This window comes from Modestobacter sp. VKM Ac-2978, assembly GCF_026968025.1.
Classification (GTDB): domain Bacteria; phylum Actinomycetota; class Actinomycetes; order Mycobacteriales; family Geodermatophilaceae; genus Modestobacter.
This window is the reverse complement of the sequence record NZ_JAPVBP010000004.1, coordinates 429,851-447,427: the sequence shown is the minus strand read 5'-3', so window position 1 is coordinate 447,427 and position 17,577 is coordinate 429,851. Positions and strand designations below refer to the sequence as shown.

General features: G+C 75.2%; 16 protein-coding genes. 6 read left to right on the top strand and 10 right to left on the bottom strand.

Features of this window, described 5'->3' with window-relative positions:
• The first annotated feature begins 71 nt into the window (after positions 1-71).
• Positions 72-3,194, top strand: a complete 3,123-nt coding sequence (locus tag O2W53_RS13110) for an efflux RND transporter permease subunit (protein ID WP_269163480.1) — start codon at positions 72-74, stop codon at positions 3,192-3,194.
• A 64-nt stretch (positions 3,195-3,258) separates the two neighbouring features.
• Here O2W53_RS13110 and O2W53_RS13105 read toward each other — a convergent pair whose 3' ends face one another.
• Positions 3,259-4,692, bottom strand: a complete 1,434-nt coding sequence (locus O2W53_RS13105; RefSeq protein ID WP_269163479.1) for an MFS transporter — start codon at positions 4,690-4,692, stop codon at positions 3,259-3,261.
• Positions 4,693-4,815: 123 nt separating this feature from the next.
• Here O2W53_RS13105 and O2W53_RS13100 point away from each other — a divergent pair, with 123 nt between their 5' ends.
• Both O2W53_RS13100 and O2W53_RS13095 read left to right on the top strand, forming a co-directional pair.
• The gene (locus tag O2W53_RS13100; RefSeq protein WP_269163478.1) at positions 4,816-6,138 is read left to right on the top strand and encodes an alpha-amylase family glycosyl hydrolase; all 1,323 of its coding nucleotides are present in this window, start codon (positions 4,816-4,818) and stop codon (positions 6,136-6,138) included.
• A 72-nt stretch (positions 6,139-6,210) separates the two neighbouring features.
• A complete protein-coding gene (locus tag O2W53_RS13095) occupies positions 6,211-7,578 on the top strand; it encodes an MFS transporter (protein WP_269163477.1) in 1,368 nt (455 codons plus the stop codon).
• On the opposite strand, the gene O2W53_RS13090 is transcribed toward O2W53_RS13095, so the two are convergent.
• The 5 genes from O2W53_RS13090 to O2W53_RS13070 are packed head-to-tail and all read right to left on the bottom strand — an operon-like array spanning position 7,530 to position 11,722.
• Positions 7,530-8,249 carry a hypothetical protein gene (locus O2W53_RS13090; protein WP_269163476.1) on the bottom strand — a complete coding sequence of 240 codons (720 nt, stop codon included), beginning with the start codon at positions 8,247-8,249 and terminating at the stop codon, positions 7,530-7,532. The genes O2W53_RS13095 and O2W53_RS13090 overlap by 49 nt on opposite strands.
• Positions 8,246-9,088: a biotin-dependent carboxyltransferase family protein gene (locus O2W53_RS13085; RefSeq protein ID WP_269163475.1), complete on the bottom strand. Its 843-nt coding sequence runs from the start codon at positions 9,086-9,088 to the stop codon at positions 8,246-8,248. Before O2W53_RS13085 ends, O2W53_RS13090 begins: the two co-directional genes overlap by 4 nt.
• On the bottom strand, positions 9,085-9,699 hold the full coding sequence (locus O2W53_RS13080) for a 5-oxoprolinase subunit B family protein (RefSeq protein WP_269163474.1): 615 nt from the start codon (positions 9,697-9,699) through the stop codon (positions 9,085-9,087). Before O2W53_RS13080 ends, O2W53_RS13085 begins: the two co-directional genes overlap by 4 nt.
• A complete protein-coding gene (locus tag O2W53_RS13075) occupies positions 9,699-10,460 on the bottom strand; it encodes a LamB/YcsF family protein (RefSeq protein ID WP_269163473.1) in 762 nt (253 codons plus the stop codon). Before O2W53_RS13075 ends, O2W53_RS13080 begins: the two co-directional genes overlap by 1 nt.
• 14 nt (positions 10,461-10,474) lie before the next feature.
• Positions 10,475-11,722: an NRAMP family divalent metal transporter gene (locus O2W53_RS13070; RefSeq protein WP_269163472.1), complete on the bottom strand. Its 1,248-nt coding sequence runs from the start codon at positions 11,720-11,722 to the stop codon at positions 10,475-10,477.
• A 164-nt stretch (positions 11,723-11,886) separates the two neighbouring features.
• Here O2W53_RS13070 and O2W53_RS13065 point away from each other — a divergent pair, with 164 nt between their 5' ends.
• Positions 11,887-12,600, top strand: coding sequence for a GntR family transcriptional regulator (locus O2W53_RS13065; protein WP_269163471.1), 714 nt, complete (start codon positions 11,887-11,889; stop codon positions 12,598-12,600).
• Complete coding sequence (locus O2W53_RS13060; RefSeq protein WP_269163470.1) at positions 12,597-13,382, top strand: putative hydro-lyase; 786 nt, start codon at positions 12,597-12,599, stop codon at positions 13,380-13,382. The genes O2W53_RS13065 and O2W53_RS13060 overlap by 4 nt, the downstream gene beginning before the upstream one ends.
• A 6-nt stretch (positions 13,383-13,388) precedes the next feature.
• Here the strand turns inward: O2W53_RS13060 and O2W53_RS13055 are convergent, their stop codons facing one another.
• Both O2W53_RS13055 and O2W53_RS13050 read right to left on the bottom strand, forming a co-directional pair.
• Positions 13,389-14,414 (bottom strand): hypothetical protein, encoded by a 1,026-nt coding sequence (locus O2W53_RS13055; RefSeq protein WP_269163469.1) that lies wholly within the window; start codon positions 14,412-14,414, stop codon positions 13,389-13,391.
• Positions 14,411-15,130: a hypothetical protein gene (locus O2W53_RS13050; protein ID WP_269163468.1), complete on the bottom strand. Its 720-nt coding sequence runs from the start codon at positions 15,128-15,130 to the stop codon at positions 14,411-14,413. Before O2W53_RS13050 ends, O2W53_RS13055 begins: the two co-directional genes overlap by 4 nt.
• Before the next feature lie 84 nt (positions 15,131-15,214).
• Between O2W53_RS13050 and O2W53_RS13045 the strand changes: the two genes are divergently transcribed.
• Positions 15,215-15,985, top strand: a complete 771-nt coding sequence (locus tag O2W53_RS13045) for a putative protein N(5)-glutamine methyltransferase (RefSeq protein ID WP_269163467.1) — start codon at positions 15,215-15,217, stop codon at positions 15,983-15,985.
• A 52-nt stretch (positions 15,986-16,037) separates the two neighbouring features.
• Here the strand turns inward: O2W53_RS13045 and O2W53_RS13040 are convergent, their stop codons facing one another.
• Positions 16,038-16,874, bottom strand: coding sequence for an HpcH/HpaI aldolase/citrate lyase family protein (locus O2W53_RS13040; protein ID WP_269163466.1), 837 nt, complete (start codon positions 16,872-16,874; stop codon positions 16,038-16,040).
• An 84-nt stretch (positions 16,875-16,958) separates the two neighbouring features.
• Complete coding sequence (locus tag O2W53_RS13035; protein ID WP_269163465.1) at positions 16,959-17,555, bottom strand: hypothetical protein; 597 nt, start codon at positions 17,553-17,555, stop codon at positions 16,959-16,961.
• Positions 17,556-17,577 lie beyond the last annotated feature (22 nt).

Genomic DNA, 17,577 nt, shown 5'->3' with positions numbered 1-17,577 from the left:
CTCGAAGCTAACTACTCGGTGCAAGCTGGCCGGGTCCACTCCCGACACCGGCCCCGGCCGTGGAGGAACGCGTGTCCCGTCTCGCCGTCCTGTCCCTGCGGAACCGAGCCCTGGTGGCGCTGGCCACCATCGCGGTGCTGGTGTTCGGGCTGATCTCGGCGGGCTCGCTGAAGCAGGAGCTGATCCCCAGCCTGCAGATCCCCGCGGCCGTCGTCGTCGCCGCCCAGCCCGGCGCCTCGCCCGACGTGGTCGAGCGCCAGGTCGTGCAGCCACTGGAGCAGGCCATCGGCACCGTGGACGGCGTGGTCGCCACGACCTCCACGGCCAGCACCGGGCTGGCGACGGTCGCCGTCGAGCTGGAGTACGGCTCCGACATCGACCGGGCCACCGCCGCGCTGCAGACCGCGGTCAGCCGGGTGCAGGCCCAGCTGCCGGCCGACGTCGAGCCCGAGGTGCTGGCCGGCTCGCTGGCCGACCTGCCCGTCGTGCAGCTGGCGATCGCCGCGCCGGGCGACACCGCCGCCCTGTCCGACCGGATCGACTCCGCCGTCGTCCCGCTGTTCGAGCAGGTCGAGGGCGTCCGCGACGTGACGGTCACCGGGGCCAGCGAGCCCCGCGTGCAGATCGCTCTGGACCCGGCCGCCCTCGCGGCGGCCGAGATCCCGGCCGCCGCGGTCACCACCGTGCTCGAGGAGAACGGCGTGGTGCTGCCCGCCGGCACGGTGACCGAGGGCGAGCAGACCCTCTCGGTGCAGGCCGGTGACCGGCTCACCTCGGTCGAGGAGCTCCGCGCCCTCCCGCTGACCGGTGCCGACGGCGCGGTCACCTCGCTGGGCGCGGTCGCCACCGTGGAGCTGGGGGAGGCGCCGGCGACGTCTTACTCCCGGGTCGACGGCCAGCCGGCCCTCTCGGTCGGGCTGACCCAGACCCCGGACGGCAACACCGTCGACATCTCGCACGCCGTCGAGGACCTGCTCCCGCAGGTGCGGGAGCTGCTGGGCGAGGGCAGCACGGTGGCGGTCGTGTTCGACCAGGCGCCGTTCATCGAGGAGTCGATCGAGGGCCTGGCCACCGAGGGCGGCCTGGGGCTGCTGTTCGCGCTGATCGTGATCCTGGTCTTCCTGGCCTCGGTGCGGTCCACGCTGATCTCGGCGGTGTCGATCCCGGTGTCGCTGTGCGTCACCTTCATCGGGCTGCAGGTGGCCGGCTTCTCGCTGAACATCCTCACCCTGGGCGCGCTCACCGTGTCGATCGGCCGCGTGGTCGACGACTCGATCGTGGTCATCGAGAACATCAAGCGACACCTCTCCTACGGCGAGGCGCGCACCAAGGCGATCCTCGGCGGCGTCCGGGAGGTGGCCGGGGCGATCACCTCCTCGACCATCGCCACCGCAGCGGTGTTCCTGCCGATCGCGCTGGTCGGGGGCCTGGTGGGCGAGCTGTTCCGGCCCTTCGCGCTCACCGTGGCGATCGCCCTGATCGCCTCGCTCGTCGTCTCGCTGACCATCGTCCCCGTCCTCGCCTCGGCGTTCCTCAAGGCGCCGGAGACCGACCGGGAGGACACCGAGGAGCTGGCCCGGGAGCGGGAGGCGGCCGAGGCGGCGGAGCGGCGCACCTGGTTGCAGCGGCTGTACGTGCCGGCGCTGCGCGGCGTGCTGGCCCACCGCCGCTGGACCGTGGCCGGAGCGCTGGCCGTCTTCGTCGGCACGCTGGCGCTCACCCCGCTGCTGCAGACCAACTTCATCGGCGACGCCGGCGAGGACACCGTCACCGTCACCGCCGCCTACCCGGCCGGCACCAGCCTGGCCGCGCAGGACGAGCGGGCCCGCGTGCTGGAGAGCGCGCTCGGCGAGGTGCCCGGGGTGGCGACCGTGCAGACCACGGTCGGCTCGGCCGGCGGGTTCGCCGCGTTCAGCGGTGGCGGTGGCACGCCCACGGCGACGTTCTCGCTGACCCTGGCCGAGGACGGCGACCCCGAGGAGACCCGCGCGGAGATCCGGACGGTCGCCGAGGAGCTCCCCGACGTCGGTGCGGTCACCGTCGCCGCGGCCGGCTCCGGGTTCGGCAGCTCGACGGTCGACGTGCTGGTCCAGGCGGCGGACGCCGGCGTGCTGGCCGAGGCCGCGGACCAGGTGCAGCAGGCCGTGTCCGAGGTCCCCGGGGCCACCGACGTCACCAACGACCTGTCGGCCGGGCTGCCGGTGGTCCGGGTGGACGTCGACCCGGTGGCGGCGGCCCAGGCCGGGCTGACCGCGGCGCAGGTGACCCGCACCCTCGCCGGGCTGACCAACGCCGTCCCGCTCGGGGAGATCGACGTCGACGACGCCAGCACCCCGGTCTACCTGGACCCGGTGCAGGCCCCGGAGACCGTGGAGCAGCTCCGCGCCGTCGTCCTGCCGACGGCCGGGGGCCTGGTGCCGCTCACCCAGCTGGCGACGGTCGAGGAGGAGCAGGCCCCCAGCTCGATCAGCCGGGTCGACGGCGAGCGGAGCGCGACCGTGTCGGCGACCCCGGCCGGCACCGACCTCGGGGCGCTCACCGCCGAGCTGCAGGCAGCGATCGACGGACTGGACCTGCCGGCCGGCGCCGAGGTGTCGATCGGTGGTGTCGCCGCCGACCAGGGCGAGGCCTTCGCCGACCTCGGCCTGGCCCTGGTGATCGCCGTGGTGATCGTCTACCTGGTGATGGTGGCGACCTTCCGCAGCCTCACCCAGCCGTTCATCCTGCTCGTCTCGGTGCCGTTCGCCGCGACCGGTGCGCTGCTGATGCTGCTGGTCACCGGCACCCCGCTGGGCGTGCCGGCGCTGATCGGGGTGCTGATGCTGATCGGCATCGTGGTGACCAACGCGATCGTGCTGATCGACCTGGTCAACCAGTACCGGGAGCAGGGGCGGCCGCTGGCCGAGGCGGTCAGCGAGGGTGCCCGCAAGCGGCTGCGGCCGATCGTGATGACGGCGGCGGCCACGGTGCTGGCGCTCACCCCGATGGCGTTCGGGCTGACCGGCGGCGGGGTGTTCATCTCCCAGCCACTTGCCCTGGTGGTGATCGGCGGCCTGATCACCTCCACGGTGCTGACCCTGCTGCTGGTGCCGGTGCTCTACACCTCGCTGGAGACCCGCCGCGAGCGGCGGGCGGCCAAGCGGGCCGGCGCGGCCGAGCCGGAGCCGGTGGCGGAGGAGCTGCAGCCGGCCTGACGCCCGCTGTGCAGTTCCGGTCGCCGGCGGCGGCGTGTCCGCACGGGTCGGCGACCGGAACTGCTCACTCGCGGGCGGGGGAGGCGGACGACGGGGCGGGCGCCGGGTCCGCGGTGCGGGGGCGGCCGGGCAGGAAGGCGGTCAGCACCGCCAGCGCCAGGCACGCCCCGCAGCCGATCGCGGCCAGCGCGGTGTAGCCGCTGGACGGCGGCAGGTCCGCACCGGCCGGGGTGAGCGCCTCCAGCACCGTGGCGCTCAGTGCGCTGCCCAGCGCGAACCCGACGTAGCGCAGCACCTGGTTGAGGCTCATCGCGCTGCCGGTCTCCCCGGCCGGCACGGCACCGACGACCAGCCCGGGCAGCGCGGCGAAGGTCAGGCCCACGCCGAACCCGGCGACCGCCATCGCCACGAACAGCTGCCACAGCTCCTCGCGGACCAGGCCGAACAGCACGGTGCCCAGCAGGAGCACGAGGGCGCCGACCGGCAGCACCACCCGGGGCCCGGCGGCCCGGTCCAGCGGCCGGCCGATCCGGCTGGCCAGGAAGCTGGCGACGGAGAACGGCAGCAGGATGAGCCCGGCCACCACGATCGAGGTGCCGAAGCCGTAGCCGGAGGACTCCGGGGTCTGCGCCAGCCGGGGAACCGAGGACAGCAGCAGGTAGTTCGCCAGGCCGACGAGCAGGGCGGCGCCGTGCGCGGTCGCGGCGACCCGGCCGCGGGCCAGCCGCAGGTCGACCAGCGGGGCCTCGGCGCGCAGCTGCCACACCGCCCAGGCGACCAGCGCGAGGACGGCGACGACGGCCAGCCCGAGCACCGAGGGTGAGGTCCGGCCCCAGGTGCCGGCCTCGCCGAGGGCCAGCAGTCCGGTGGCGAGCCCGATGCCGAGCAGCACCGCCCCGGCGACGTCCAGCCGCCGGGGCGGCACGTCGGGCGAGGGCGGGTAGACCAGCGCGGCGGCGGCCAGGGCCAGCACGCTGGCACCCGCGCCGAACCAGAAGGCGGCGTGCACCCCGCCGAACTCGGCGATCGCCCCGGTCAGTGGGTACCCGAGGCCGACGCCGGCGGCGACGGTGACCGACAGCGCCGCGACCGTGGACCGGGACCGCTCACCGGTCAGCGCGGTGCGGGCGGTGGCGATCGCCAGCGGGGTCAGCCCCAACCCGAGCCCCTGCAGCCCGCGGCCGGCGATCAGCCAGCCCAGCCCCAGCGGCAGTGCGGCGAGCACGTTGCCCAGCAGCACCACGGTGAGGACGACGAGCACCACGGTGCGGCGGTGCCGGCCGTCGCCGAGCCGCCCGATCACCGGCGTGGCCACCGCACCGACCACCAGGGTGATCGTGAGCGACCACTGCGCGCTGGTGATCGAGACGTCGTTGGCCGCGGCGATCGCCGGGACCAGCGGGGCGCCGAGGCTGCTGATGACCGCGACGAGCATGGCCAGGTACAGGAGCACCGGGACCAGTGCCGGCCGGGCCGGCGACGCGGGAGGGGCGGTCACGTCGGCGACGATAGTTGCGGCCTGCACCCTGGCCGGGGTGCGTCTTCCGCCCAGCGGCGGCCCGGCGCGGCGCACTGGGTAGCGTCGGCCGAGCTGGTGCAGAGGTCGACACGAGGGAGCGGGATGCCGGACTGGGTGCAGGACGCGGTGTGGTGGCACGTCTACCCACTGGGCTTCGTGGGCGCTGAGCGCGAGGCGACCGAGGTCGTGACGCACCGACTGGACCGGCTCACCGGCTGGCTGGACTACGCCGTCGAGCTGGGGGCCAACGGACTGGCGCTGGGGCCGGTGTTCGCCTCCAGCACGCATGGCTACGACACCGTCGACCACGGTCGGATCGACCCGCGGCTCGGGAACGACGCCGACTTCGACGAGCTGGTCGCGGCCGCCCACGAACGAGGCCTGCGCGTGCTGCTCGACGGGGTGTTCAACCACGTCGGCCGCGACCACCCGGCGTTCCAGGCGGTCGTCGACCGGGGGCCCGACGCACCCTCGGCGGCCTGGTTCCGGCTGCGCTGGCCGGACGGCTGGCAGCCCGGCGTCGTCCCGGAGTACGACACCTTCGAGGGCCACGGCCAGCTGGTCGCCCTCGACCACTCCTCGCCCGCGGTCGCCGACTGGGTGACCGAGGTGATGACGCACTGGCTGGACCGCGGTGCCGACGGCTGGCGGCTGGACGCCGCCTACGCCGTCCCGACCTCGTTCTGGGCCACCGTGCTGCCCCGGGTGCGCGAGCAGCACCCCGACGCCTACGTCGTCGGCGAGGTCATCCACGGCGACTACGCGCAGGTGGTGCGGGAGTCGACGATGGACGCGGTCACCCAGTACGAGCTGTGGAAGGCGATCTGGAGCTCGCTCAACGACGGCAACCTGCACGAGCTGGCGCACGCGCTCGGCCGGCACGACGGGTTCCTGGACACGTTCGTGCCGCTGACCTTCGTCGGCAACCACGACGTCACCCGGATCGCCAGCCGCCTCGACGACGTCGCCCACCTGCCGCACGCGCTGGCGGTGCTGTTCACGGTGGGCGGCACGCCGTCGGTCTACGCCGGCGACGAGCAGGCCTTCACCGGGGTCAAGGAGGACCGGGCCGGCGGGGACGACGCCGTCCGGCCGCCCTTCCCGGAGTCCCCGGACGAGCTGGCGCCCTTCGGTGAGCCCACCCGGCGGCTGCACCAGGAGCTGATCGGGCTGCGCCGCCGGCACCGCTGGCTGCACACCGCCCGCGTCACGCCGCTGCACCGGGAGAACCAGCAGCTCAGCTACGCCGTGGCGGGGGAGGGGCAGCGGCTGGTGGTCGCGCTCAACCTGGCCGACGGCGAGGTGACCGTGCCGGCGGGCGGGGCGGGGGAGCTGCTCGCCGGGACGGGCACCGTGCGGCAGCCGGGCAGCGACCGCGCGGCCGTCTCGCTGCCGGCACACGGGTGGGCCATCCTGGCCGGGTGAGCAGGGCCCGGGTGAGGAAGTGCACAGCCCGTTCCGGGAAGGACGGGCGGCGGGACGGCGTCGTCCCTGTACGTGACTGAGCCAGCTGTCCGGACGCCGTCCCGCGCCTACGTGATCTGGCTGGTCGGCCTGGTGGCCTACGCGGTCGCGATCTTCCACCGGGCCTCCCTCGGCGTCGCCGGGATCGAGGCGCAGGAGCGGTTCTCCGCCGGGGCGTCGGCGATCTCGCTGTTCCTGGTGCTGCAGCTGGCCGTGTACGCGGGCCTGCAGGTGCCGGTCGGTGTGCTGCTGGACCGGTTCGGCTCGCGGAGGATGATCGTGGCCGGCGCGGTCACGATGGCCGTGGGGCAACTGGTCCTCGCCCTGGCCGACAGCGTGCCCACCGCGGTCGCGGCCCGGGTGCTGGTGGGCGCCGGCGACGCGATGACCTTCATCAGCGTGCTCCGGCTGGTGCCGCTGTGGTTCCCCGGGCGCACCGTCCCGGTGGTCACCCAGCTCACCGGGATCCTCGGTCAGGTCGGCCAGATCGTGGCCGCCTACCCGCTGGTCGCGCTGCTGCACACCGCCGGCTGGACGCCGACCTTCCTGGGCGCCGCTGCGGTCAGCGTGCTGGTCGGCATCCTGGTGCTGGTCGCGCTGCGCGACGCCCCGCCCGGCACGCCCGCCCCGACCGTCGCCGACATGGCCACCGTCCGGGCGAACCTGGCGGCCGCCTGGCGCGAGCCGGGCACCCGGATCGGCCTCTACACGCACCTGGTCACCCAGTTCTCCGGCACCGTCTTCGCGCTGCTGTGGGGGTACCCGTTCCTGACCGTGGGCCAGGGGCTGGCGCCCGGGACGGCGGCCGGCCTGCTGACCCTGCTGGTGCTGGTCGGGATGGCGTTCGGGCCGTTGCTGGGCCGGCTGGTCGGGCAGTGGCCGCTGCGCCGCTCCAACCTGGTCTTCGGCATCCTCACCGTCACCGCGGTGGTCTGGACCGTCGTGCTGCTGTGGCCGGGCCCCGCTCCGATGTGGCTGCTGGTCGTGCTGGTCGTGGTGCTGGGCACCAACGGCCCCGGGTCGATGATCGGCTTCGACTACGCCCGCACCGAGAACCCGGTCGAGCGGTCGGGCAGCGCCACCGGCTTCGTCAACGTCGGCGGCTTCTTCGCCTCGCTGTGCACCGTGCTGGCGATCGGCTTCGTGCTCGACGCGATGACCCCGGGCAGCTCCACGGACTACTCGCTGGACGCGTTCCGGGCGGCGTTCGCCGTGCAGTACGTCTTCTGGGCCATCGGGCTGGTGGGGGTGCTGACCCACCGGCGGCAGCTGCGCGCGCGGATGGCCCGGGACGGCGTCGTCCTGGTGCCCCTGGTCACCGCGGTCAGCGCCCGGCTGCGCGGCACGTCGGCCTACTCCCGGCCGGACGAGCGGCCGGACGGGCCCCCGGCCGACCGCTGAGCGCCCCGGCGGGCGAGCACGATCGCGTAGTCGAACCGCCGGCCGTCGCGCTCGACCGGCAGCACCAGGTGCTCCACGTCGGCCGACGCCGGCAGCGCGCCCAGCCGGTCGGCGAGCGCCGGGGCCGGGTCGGCGGACCAGATGGCCAGCACCCCACCCGGGCGCAGCGCGGCCAGCGCGGTGCCGAGCCCGGCCTCCTCGTACAGCGGTGCGTTGGCCTGGTGCACCAGGAAGCCAGGGCCGTTGTCCACGTCGAGCAGGACGGCGTCGTACCGTCCCGGCCGTTCGGCCAGCAGCACCGCGACGTCGGCGGTGTGCAGCTCCAGCCGGTCGCGGGGGAGCTCCGGCAGCCCGGGCAACAGGCCGGCGCCGGCCCAGCCGACCAGCGCGGGCTGGAGCTCGGCGACCTCCACGGCGGCGACCCGGGGCTCGGCGAGCACGGCGGCCGCCGTCCAGCCCAGGCCGAGCCCGCCGACCAGCACCCGCAGCCGGTCTCCCGCGCAGCGGCGCAGCGCCTCGACCGCCAGCGCCCGCTCGGTGCTGGTGTCCACGTCGTCCATCGCGAAGACGCCGTCGACGACCAGCTCCGTCACCGGCCCCCGCCGGCGCAGCACCACCTCGCCGTGCGGCCCGGAGGCGCGCCCGAGCTCGACGGGCTCGTCGGGGGTCACGGTCGGCCCGGGCGCAGCCGCAGCGCCTGGCCGGGGCGGAGCTGGGCGCACGCGTCGACGTCGGCGTCGGTCACGTACCCGATCACCGGGTAGCCGCCGGTCACCGGGTGGTCGGCGAGGAACAGCACCGGCAGCCCGGACGGCGGCACCTGCAGCGCCCCGCGGACCATCCCCTCGCTGGGCAGCTCCCCGGCGCGCAGCCGCTCCAGCGGTGCGCCGTCCAGCCGCAGGCCGACCCGGTTGCTCTCGCTGGTGACCGTCCAGGCCTGCCCGGTGAGGGCCGCCCAGCCGGCGTCGCCGAACCAGTCGGCGCGCGGCCCGGGCAGCACGGTGGCGGTGAGCTCGCCGGCGGTGGGTTCGGGCACCGGTGCCAGGTCGACACCCGGGGCCGGGTCGACCGGCTCGCCGACCGGGAGCACGTCACCGGTGGCGACCACCGCCGGCCCGAGCCCGGCCAGCAGGTCGGTGGCCCGGGAGCCCAGCACCGGCGGGACGGCGATGCCGCCGCGGACCGCGAGGTAGGTGCGCAGCCCACTGGCCGGCGGGCCCAGCCGCAGCTGTTGTCCCCGGCGCAGCACCGTGGGCGCGGCGTGCGGGGCGCCGGGGCAGCGCGCACCGGTGCTGACCACCAGCAGGTCGGCCTCGGCGCGGACGGTGAGCCCGCCGAAGGTCACCTCGAGCACCGCGGCGTCGGCGCGGTTCCCGACCAGCCGGTTGGCCAGCGCGGCCGACGACCGGTCGCAGGCGCCCGAGCGGCCGATGCCCAGCGCTGCCTGCCCCGGCCGGCCGAGGTCCTGCACGGTGGTGAGCGGCCCGGTCGCCAGCACGGTGAGGCTCACCGGCGTACCGCCGCGAACCGCACCGTGGTGCCGGGCCGGAGCAGCGCGGCCGGCTCGCGGGCCAGGTCGAACACGGCCACCTCGGTGCGCCCGATCAGCTGCCAGCCGCCCGGCGACTCCCGCGGGTAGACGCCGCTGAACTCCCCGGCCAGCGCGACCGATCCCGGCGGCACCGCGGTGCGCGGGGTCGGCCGGCGGGGCACCTCCCACTGCCCGCCGGGCTGGGTGAGGTAGCCGAAGCCGGGGGCGAAGCCGCAGAAGGCCACCGTCCACTCGGCCCCGGTGTGCCGCTCGACCAGCTCGTCCGGCGTGAGGCCGAGCAGCTCGGCGGCCTCGGCCAGGTCGGCGCCGTCGTAGTGCACCGGCAGCTCGACGGTGTCGCCGACGGCCCGCGTGTCCGGCCGCGGGGTCGTCGTCCGGACCGCGTCGGCGACCGCGGCCAGGGTGGTGACCGCGGGGTCGGTCATCAACAGCACGGTGCGGGCGGCCGGCACGACGTCGACCACGCCGTGCGGCGGATCGGCGCTGAGCGCGGCGTACAGCGCCAGGACGTCGTCCAGCCCGTCCAGCTCGACCAGCAGGGCGGTGCTCCCGCTGGGGAGCAGCCGCATCAACCGGCGAAGGGGGCGAGCTCGACCCCCGCCGTGGTCAGCGCGGTGCGCACCTGCCGGGCGATCTCCACCGCACCCGGGGTGTCGCCGTGCACGCAGATCGAGCCCGGCTGCAGCGTCAGCTCGCCCCCCTCGACGTCGGTGATCGGTTCGCCGGCGGCCATCGCCACGCACCGCGCGGCGATCTCGGCCGGGTCGTGCAGCACCGCCCCGGGCAGCCGGCGGGAGACCAGCGTGCCCTCCGGGGTGTAGGCGCGGTCGGCGAACGCCTCGTGCACCACGGTCAGCCCCGCCTCGGCGGCCAGCCGCAACCACGCGGAGCCCGGCAGGCCCAGCACCGGCAACGTCCGGTCGTAGGCGACGACGGCGGCGACCACCGCGGCCGCCTGCTCCTCGTGGTGCACGATCGCGTTGTAGAGCGCGCCGTGCGGCTTGACGTAGCGCACCCGGTCGCCGGCGATCCGGGCGAAGCCCTCCAGCGCACCGATCTGGTAGACGACGTCGGCGGTCAGCGCCTCGGGTTCCACGTCGATGAACCGGCGACCGAAGCCGGGCAGGTCGCGGTAGCCGACCTGGGCGCCGATCGCGACGCCGGACTCGACGGCCTTGGCGCAGACCCGCCGCATGATCGTGGCGTCACTGGCGTGGAAGCCGCAGGCGACGTTGGCGCTGGTGACCAGGCCGAGCAGGGCGTCGTCGTCGCCGAGCGTCCACTGGCCGAAGCCCTCACCGAGGTCGGAGTTCAGGTCCACACGGGTCATGTCGACAGCCTCCCTCACGCGAACAGGTCGATGACCGGGCGGATCGAGTTGATCGCCAGGTACAGGGTCAGCAGCCAGGCGATCCAGCCGATCACCAGCAGCCAGCGCGGGTAGCGGTAGCCGTTGAGCAGGTCGGTGCGGCGGGTGGCCACCCAGAGCAGGACGGCGATCCCGATCGGCAGCAGCAGCCCGTTGAAGGCCCCGGCGAACACCAGCAGCGTGGTCGGCGCGGTGCCGATCAGCACGTAGACCAGCGAGGTGAACGCGATGAACCCGACGACCAGCAGCGAGCGGGTGCGGTCCGACGTCCTCGTCCGGGAGGTCACGAAGGACACCGAGGTGTAGGAGGCGCCGATGACGCTGGTGATCGCCGCGGCCCACAGCACGATGCCGAACACCCGCAGGCCGACCTCGCCGGCGGCCTGCTCGAACGCCGACGCGGCCTGGTTGGTCGGGTCGAGCGCCGCGCCGCCGGTGACCACGCCGAGGATCGCCAGGAAGAGCACGACCCGCATGACCGCGGTGATCAGGATGCCGGTGACCGAGCCGCGGGTGATGTCCCGGACCCGGCCGGGGCCGGAGATGCCCGAGTCGAGCAGCCGGTGGGCGCCGGCGTAGACGATGTAGCCGCCGATCGTGCCGCCGACCAGCGTGGTGATCGCCAGCACGTCGATGTCCTCGGGCAGGACGACGTTGCGCAGCGCCTCGCCCACCGGCGGGCCGGAGGTGATCGCGACGTAGGTGGTCAGCACGATCATCACCAGCCCGAGGACGACGACGATCCGGTCGACCGCGACCCCGGCCCGCTTGCTCAGGAAGATGCCGATGGCGATCAGCGCCGACAGCGCCCCGCCGAGCTTCGGGTCGAGCCCGAGCATGGCGTTGGTGCCCAGGCCCGCGCCGCTGACGTTGCCGATGTTGAACACCAGCCCGCCGATCAGCAGGAAGGCGGCCATCACCCAGCCGAGGCCCGGGGCGACCAGGTTGCCCAGCTCCTGGGCGCGCCGGCCGCTGACGCCGATGACCCGCCAGACGTTCAGCTGCAGGGCGATGTCGATCAGGATCGAGATGACGATCGCGAAGGCGAACGCGGCGCCCAGCTGCACGGTGAAGGTGGTCGTCTGGGTGATGAACCCGGGACCGATGGCCGAGGTGGCCATCAAGAACATCGCGCCGAGCAGGGTGGAGCGGGTGCTGGAGGCGAGCCGCCCGTTGGGTGCGGTGGACGGCTCGGCGGGGGTGCGGTGCGGTTCGGCTGCCATGGCTGCTCCCGGGATGGGGTCGAGTGGGCCCGCGGTGGCGAGGGGTCGCTGTCCGAGGGGTGGTGCCGTTGGCGACCGAACCTAGGGAGTTGTTGAACAATCCTTCAAGAGGATGGCGCGACAATTTACTGCGCGGACACATCAGGAGACGGCAGGATGTCGGCATGCCCGAGCCCACCGACGCCGCCTGGCTGCGCACCGTGGCGCACGAGGTGCGCAGCTTCGACCGCTCCAGCACCGCCGAGCGGGTCGCCGAGCTGCTGCGCTCCCGGGTGATCGAGGGCGACCTGCCGCCGGGCACCCGGCTGTCGGAGGAGCAGTTGGTCGAGGTGCTGCACGTCAGCCGGAACACGCTGCGCGAGGCGTTCCGGCTGCTCACCCACGAGGGCCTGCTGGTGCACCGGCTGCACCGCGGGGTCTTCGTGCCCGAGCTGGACGAGGACGACCTGGTCGACCTGTACCGGCTGCGGCGGACGATCGAGTGCGACGTCGTCCGCCGGCTGGAGGGTCTGGACGCCGTCCGGCTGCGGCCGCTGCACGACGCCGTCGCCGCCGGTGAGGACGCCGCCCGGCGCGGCGACTGGGGCGCCGCCGGCACCGCCAACATGCGCTTCCACCAGCAGCTGGTGGCGCTGGCCGGCAGCCGGCGGATCGACGAGACGACGGCCCGCCTGCTCGCCGAGCTCCGGCTCGCCTTCCACGCCATCGCGGTGCCGCAGCGGCTGCACGAGCCGTACGTCAGCCGCAACCGGGGGCTGCTGGACCTGCTGACCGCCGGGGAGGTGGAGCAGGCGGCCAAGGAACTCGAGGCCTACCTGCACGACTCGGAGGCCGAGCTGCGCGCGGCCCACCGCGACCGACTCCGGAGGAACCCGTGACCCTCGTCCCCGCCGCCGACCCTGCCGCTGCGCGGGCGTCGTTCCGCGCCGGCCTCGCCGTCCCCTCGTCGGGCTGGGCGCCCGGGCACACCCAGGCCAACCTGGTCGTGCTGCCCCGGGACTGGGCCTGGGACATGCTGCTGTTCGGCCAGCGCAACCCGCAGCCGGTACCGCTGCTGGACGTCACCGACGCCGGGTCGTACCGCACCGTGCTCGCACCGGACGCCGACCTGCGCACCGACCTGCCGCGCTACCGGGTCTGGCGGGACGGCGAGCTGGTCGACGAGCCCACCGACGTCGCCGACCTCTGGACCGACGACCTGGTCGCCTTCCTGATCGGCTGCAGCTTCAGCTTTGAGACCGCCCTGCTGGACGCCGGGGTGCCGGTGCGCAACATCGAGCAGGGCCGCAACGTGTCGATGTACCGGACGGACCGGGAGTGCCGGCCGGCCGGGCGGCTGTCCGGGCCGCTGGTGGTGTCGATGCGCCCGGTGCCCGGGCACCTCGTGGCCACCGCGGTGCAGGTGACCGCGCGGATGCCCGCCGTGCACGGGGCGCCGGTGCACGTCGGGTCACCGGCCGCGCTCGGCATCGCCGACCTGACCCGGCCCGACTTCGGCGACCCGGTCGAGTTCGCCGTTGGCGACGTCCCGGTGTTCTGGGCGTGCGGCGTGACGCCGCAGGCCGCACTCATGGCCTCCCGGCCGCCGTTCGCGATCACCCACGCCCCGGGGCACATGTTCGTCACCGACGTCCCGGACGCGGTGTACCGGCAGCCCTGAGCTGGCTCAGCGCTCCCCGGCTCGAAAACACGCGGCGATCTCCTGCTCCCGGGCGGCCTCCTCGGCGCTGCTCAACTGCTCGGGCGCTTCCCAGCTCAAGCCGGACCCGGTCTGGACGTCGAGACCGAGCTGCTCCAGACACGGGGCGACGAGGGCCTCGTCGACCGGGCCGGTCGGGAACGTCGGCCACGACGGCAGCGGGCCGCTGAGCATCGGGGACAGCGACTGCTGCCCGACCGGGCTGGTGACCTGCACCTCCCCAGCGGTCCAGGTGACCGGGGAGATGACCACCCCCAGCGGGACCCCGTCGACCAGCGGCAGCGGGTCGAAGTCGCGCACCAGCTCACCGCCGGAGGTCCGGTCCAGACTGGGGGAGTACTCGGCCTCCAGTCCGGGCTCGCCGAGCACGACCAGCGTGCTGGTCTCCGCGGAGCCGTCCATCAGGGCCAGCGGTCCGGTCCACAGCGGCACCCCGCCGATCACCGGCGTCATCTCCGCGGGCTCCGCGCCGCGCGGCCCGGTGAACCAGGTCCAGACCCACTCCGTCCCGGCGCGGGCGACCACCACGGCCCATCGGTGGCCGCCGGGGACGTCGGCGGCGTAGACCACCCGCCCGGTGCCCGGCTCCGGCTCCGGTCCGCCCCAGTCGACGACGTCACCGTCCGGCCCGACCGGGCCGGTCCACGGGGCGGCGGCCATCGCGGCCAGGAAGTCCTCGTCGTCGGCGAGGGAGCCGCGGACGGGCGCCTCGACCAGCTCCGACTGCGGGGCAACGTAGGTGCTGGTGACCGGCGCCGGGGTCGAGGTGGCGGTCGCGGCCGGCGGCTCGGTCACCGCCGAGTGGGCGAGCGAGGCACCGGTGCCCAGGAGCACGACGGCGAGGGCGCCGGTGGCCCAGCTGCCGGCCCGTCGCCGTCGGTGCCGGTCCAGTGCGACGGCGCGGGCTGCGGTGTGGCCGTCGTCGGCGGGCCCAGCGCGCTCGGCGATCCGGTGCAGCCGGTCGGCGACGGCCTGCCCGGCGTCCGCGGTCACGTCGGCCTCCGGTAGATGGCGTTCGGGTCGTCGCTCGGCTGCGGCCGCACGGCGAGGGGAGCGGGGGTCGGCGCGGGCGCCGCCGCAGGAGCCGGCCGCTGGACCGGGAGCGGAGCCGGTGTCCCCGGTCGGCGGTAGATCGCGTACGGGTCGGCTGGGTCGGTGGTGGGGCCAGGCGTCACCGGGGGGTCCGGGACCGCCACCGGCGGGGGCTGGGGGGCGGCGACCGGTTCGACCGGCTGGTCCGGCTCGACCGGTTCGCTGGCCAGCAAGGGGGCCAGGGTGGCCAGGGCATCGGCGAGGGCGGCCCCGACCTCGGCGGGGGAGCAGCCCAGCAGCGTCGCGACGTCGTCCTCGTCCTGCGCCTCGTGCAGTCGGAGCACCGCCACGGCGCGGGTGCGCGGGTCCAGCTCGGCGAGCGCCGCCAGCCACCGGTGGTCCGGGTGCTCATCCGGCTCCGCCGCGAGCACGCTGTCCCGGCCGGTCGCGGGGAGACGGGTCCGGCCCAGCGTGGCGGAGACGAGCGCGTCGTGGGTGTCGGCCAGGGCGGTCGCCGGTGCGCCGAGCCGCCGCCAGCGGCGGTACGTCCGGGCCAGGGCCGCCACGAGCAGCTCGTCGGCCGCGGCGGCGTCGCCGGTGAGGAGCAGGGCCGTTCCGCGCAGCTCCTGCTCGTGCTCGGCCACGAACGCGGCGAAGCCGTCCCGCCGCTGGTCCACGCCCACCCCTTCCGGCCCGCCGTCGATGGCGGCACCGTATCGGTGCGGTCGTGTTCCGTCAGCGAGGCGGCACACTGGCCGCTGATGCGCCCCGCCCCCGACCCTGCTGTCGTCGCCCGGTTGCGCACGGCCGGCTGCGTGTTCGCCGAGGACGAGGCGGTGCTGCTGCTGGCGGCGGCCGCGTCGGCTGCCCAGCTCGACGGCCTGGTCGCGCGCCGGGTGGCGGGCGAGCCGTTGGAGCAGGTGCTGGGCTGGGCGGAGTTCTGCGGGCTGCGGCTGTCCGTCGAGCCGGGCGTGTTCGTGCCGCGGCAGCGCACCCGGCTGCTGGTGCGGGAGGCGGTCGCGCTGGCCTCCTCGGGCTCGGTCGTCCTGGACCTGTGCTGCGGGGTCGGCGCGGTGGGTGCGGCGGTGGCGGCCGTCGTCCCGTCGGTCGAGCTGCACGCGGCCGACCTGGACCCGGTCGCCGTCCGCTGCGCGCGGCGCAACGTGTCGGGGGCGGTGTACGCGGGCGACCTGTACGACCCGCTCCCGGAGTCACTCCGTGGCCGGGTCGACGTCCTGGTGGCGAACGCGCCCTACGTGCCCACCGAGGCGATCGCGCTGATGCCGCCGGAGGCCCGCGACCACGAGGCACGGGCCGCGCTGGACGGCGGGGTCGACGGGCTGGACGTACAGCGTCGGGTGGCGGCGGGGGCGCCGGGCTGGCTGGCGCCCGGCGGTGCACTGCTCATCGAGACGGGCCGCCAGCAGGCGCCGGCGACGCGGGCTGCATGCACCGCCGCCGGGCTGACGACCCGGGTCGTCGAGGACGACGACCTGGCGGCCACCGTGGTCGTCGCCGTCCGCGAGGCTTGACAGACGAACGGCCCCCTCCCTGGTGGGGGAGGGGGCCGCCGGCGCGGTCAGGTCAGGAGGGCTCGACGCCGAACGCGGTGGCGAGCTTCTCGATCTTGCGGGCCCGGCCGAGGCGGGGCAGGTCGCTGCCGTCGCGGATGACCTGGCCGCGGGCGTCGAAGTCGGCCAGGAAGTCCCGGGCCCAGGCGACGTCCGACGGTGCCGGGCTGATGACCTCGTTGATCACCGGGAGCTGGTCCAGCTGCAGGCACAGCTTGCCGGTGAGGCCCAGGGAGACCGTCAGCGCCGACTGCTCGCGCAGGATCGGGTGGCTGGTGCCCACCGTGGGCCCGTCGATCGGGCCGGGCAGGCCACCGACCCGGCTGGCGATGACCAGGCGGGAACGGGGGTAGGCCATCGCCAGGTCGTCGGCGCTGGTGCCGGTGTCGCGGCGGTAGTCACCGCTGCCGAAGGCCAGCCGGAAGGCGCCGCGGGCCGAGGCGATCCGCACGGCCTCCTCGATGCCCAGCGCCGACTCGACCAGCGCGAGCACCGGGGTGGAGCCGCCCAGCCGGTCGAAGGTCTCGGTGACGTGCTCGGCCGCCTCGGTCTTGGCGAGCATCACGCCGGCCAGGCCGGGCAGCCCGGCGAGCGCGGCGACGTCGTCGGCCCAGAACGGGGTTGCGTGGTCGTTGATCCGCACCCACGCCCGGTTGCCGGGGGCGGAGAGCCACTCGACGACGTCGGCCCGGGCATCGGGCTTGCGGGCCGGGTCGACCGCGTCCTCGATGTCCAGCACGATCTGGTCGGCGCGCGACTCGTGCGCCTCGTCGAACAGCTCGGTGCGGGCGCCGTTGACCAGCAGCCACGAGCGCGCGATTCCGGGGTCTACGTTCCTGCCTCTGTGCACCGGGACATTGTGGTGTCCGGACTCACGGGCGTGCCGCGCGGGGTGCCCGCCGGGCTGTCGCTCGCGGTGTCGGGCGCCGGCCGGTCAGGCTGCGCGGCGGCCGAGCAGGTCGAGCAGGCCCACCCACCAGTCGACCTCGACCCGCCGCCCGGCCCAGTCGCGCGGACGGACGAGATCGAACCGGACCAGTTCCGGCGCCCGGCCGGGCGTGCGGGCATCGGCCCACAGCAGCGCCAGGTGATCGCGCCGGCGCAGGTCGGGAGCACCGTCGATCGCCAGCTGCAGGCGCTGCTGGGCGACCGGCGCCTGCCGGTAGAAGTCGCGCAGGCCCTGGGTGTCGGCGGCGGGCAGCTCGCCGTCGTCGGAGTGCCACACCCGCAGCACCTCGGTGGGGGTGCGCAGGATCAACCCGCTCATCGGCAGCCCGAGGTTCTCGTTGCCCGGGTCGACCAGCTCCAGTTGCGTGCCGAACGGGTGGTCGTGGTGCTCGGCGTAGGGGCGCAGTCGCTCCATCGCCTCCCGGCGGACCAGCTGGTGGTCCAGGTGCCGGTCGGCGGCCGGCTGCCAGCCGTGCGCCGCGTGGATCTCGCGGCTGACGGTCAGGCCGCCGAGCAGTGCGTCGCGCACCTCGACCAGCAGCGGCTGCAGTCGCCGGAAGGCGGCCTCGGGGCTGTTCTCCACGTCGAGCAGTCTGCCGGGCGGG

Coding starts and splice junctions, on each gene's coding strand:
- O2W53_RS13080 (WP_269163474.1), bottom strand. CDS start 9,699: ATGCGGCTGCTCCCCAGCGGGAGCACCGCCCTGCTGGTCGAGCTGGAC.
- O2W53_RS13075 (WP_269163473.1), bottom strand. CDS start 10,460: ATGACCCGTGTGGACCTGAACTCCGACCTCGGTGAGGGCTTCGGCCAG.
- O2W53_RS13065 (WP_269163471.1), top strand. CDS start 11,887: ATGCCCGAGCCCACCGACGCCGCCTGGCTGCGCACCGTGGCGCACGAG.
- O2W53_RS13100 (WP_269163478.1), top strand. CDS start 4,816: ATGCCGGACTGGGTGCAGGACGCGGTGTGGTGGCACGTCTACCCACTG.
- O2W53_RS13070 (WP_269163472.1), bottom strand. CDS start 11,722: ATGGCAGCCGAACCGCACCGCACCCCCGCCGAGCCGTCCACCGCACCC.
- O2W53_RS13045 (WP_269163467.1), top strand. CDS start 15,215: ATGCGCCCCGCCCCCGACCCTGCTGTCGTCGCCCGGTTGCGCACGGCC.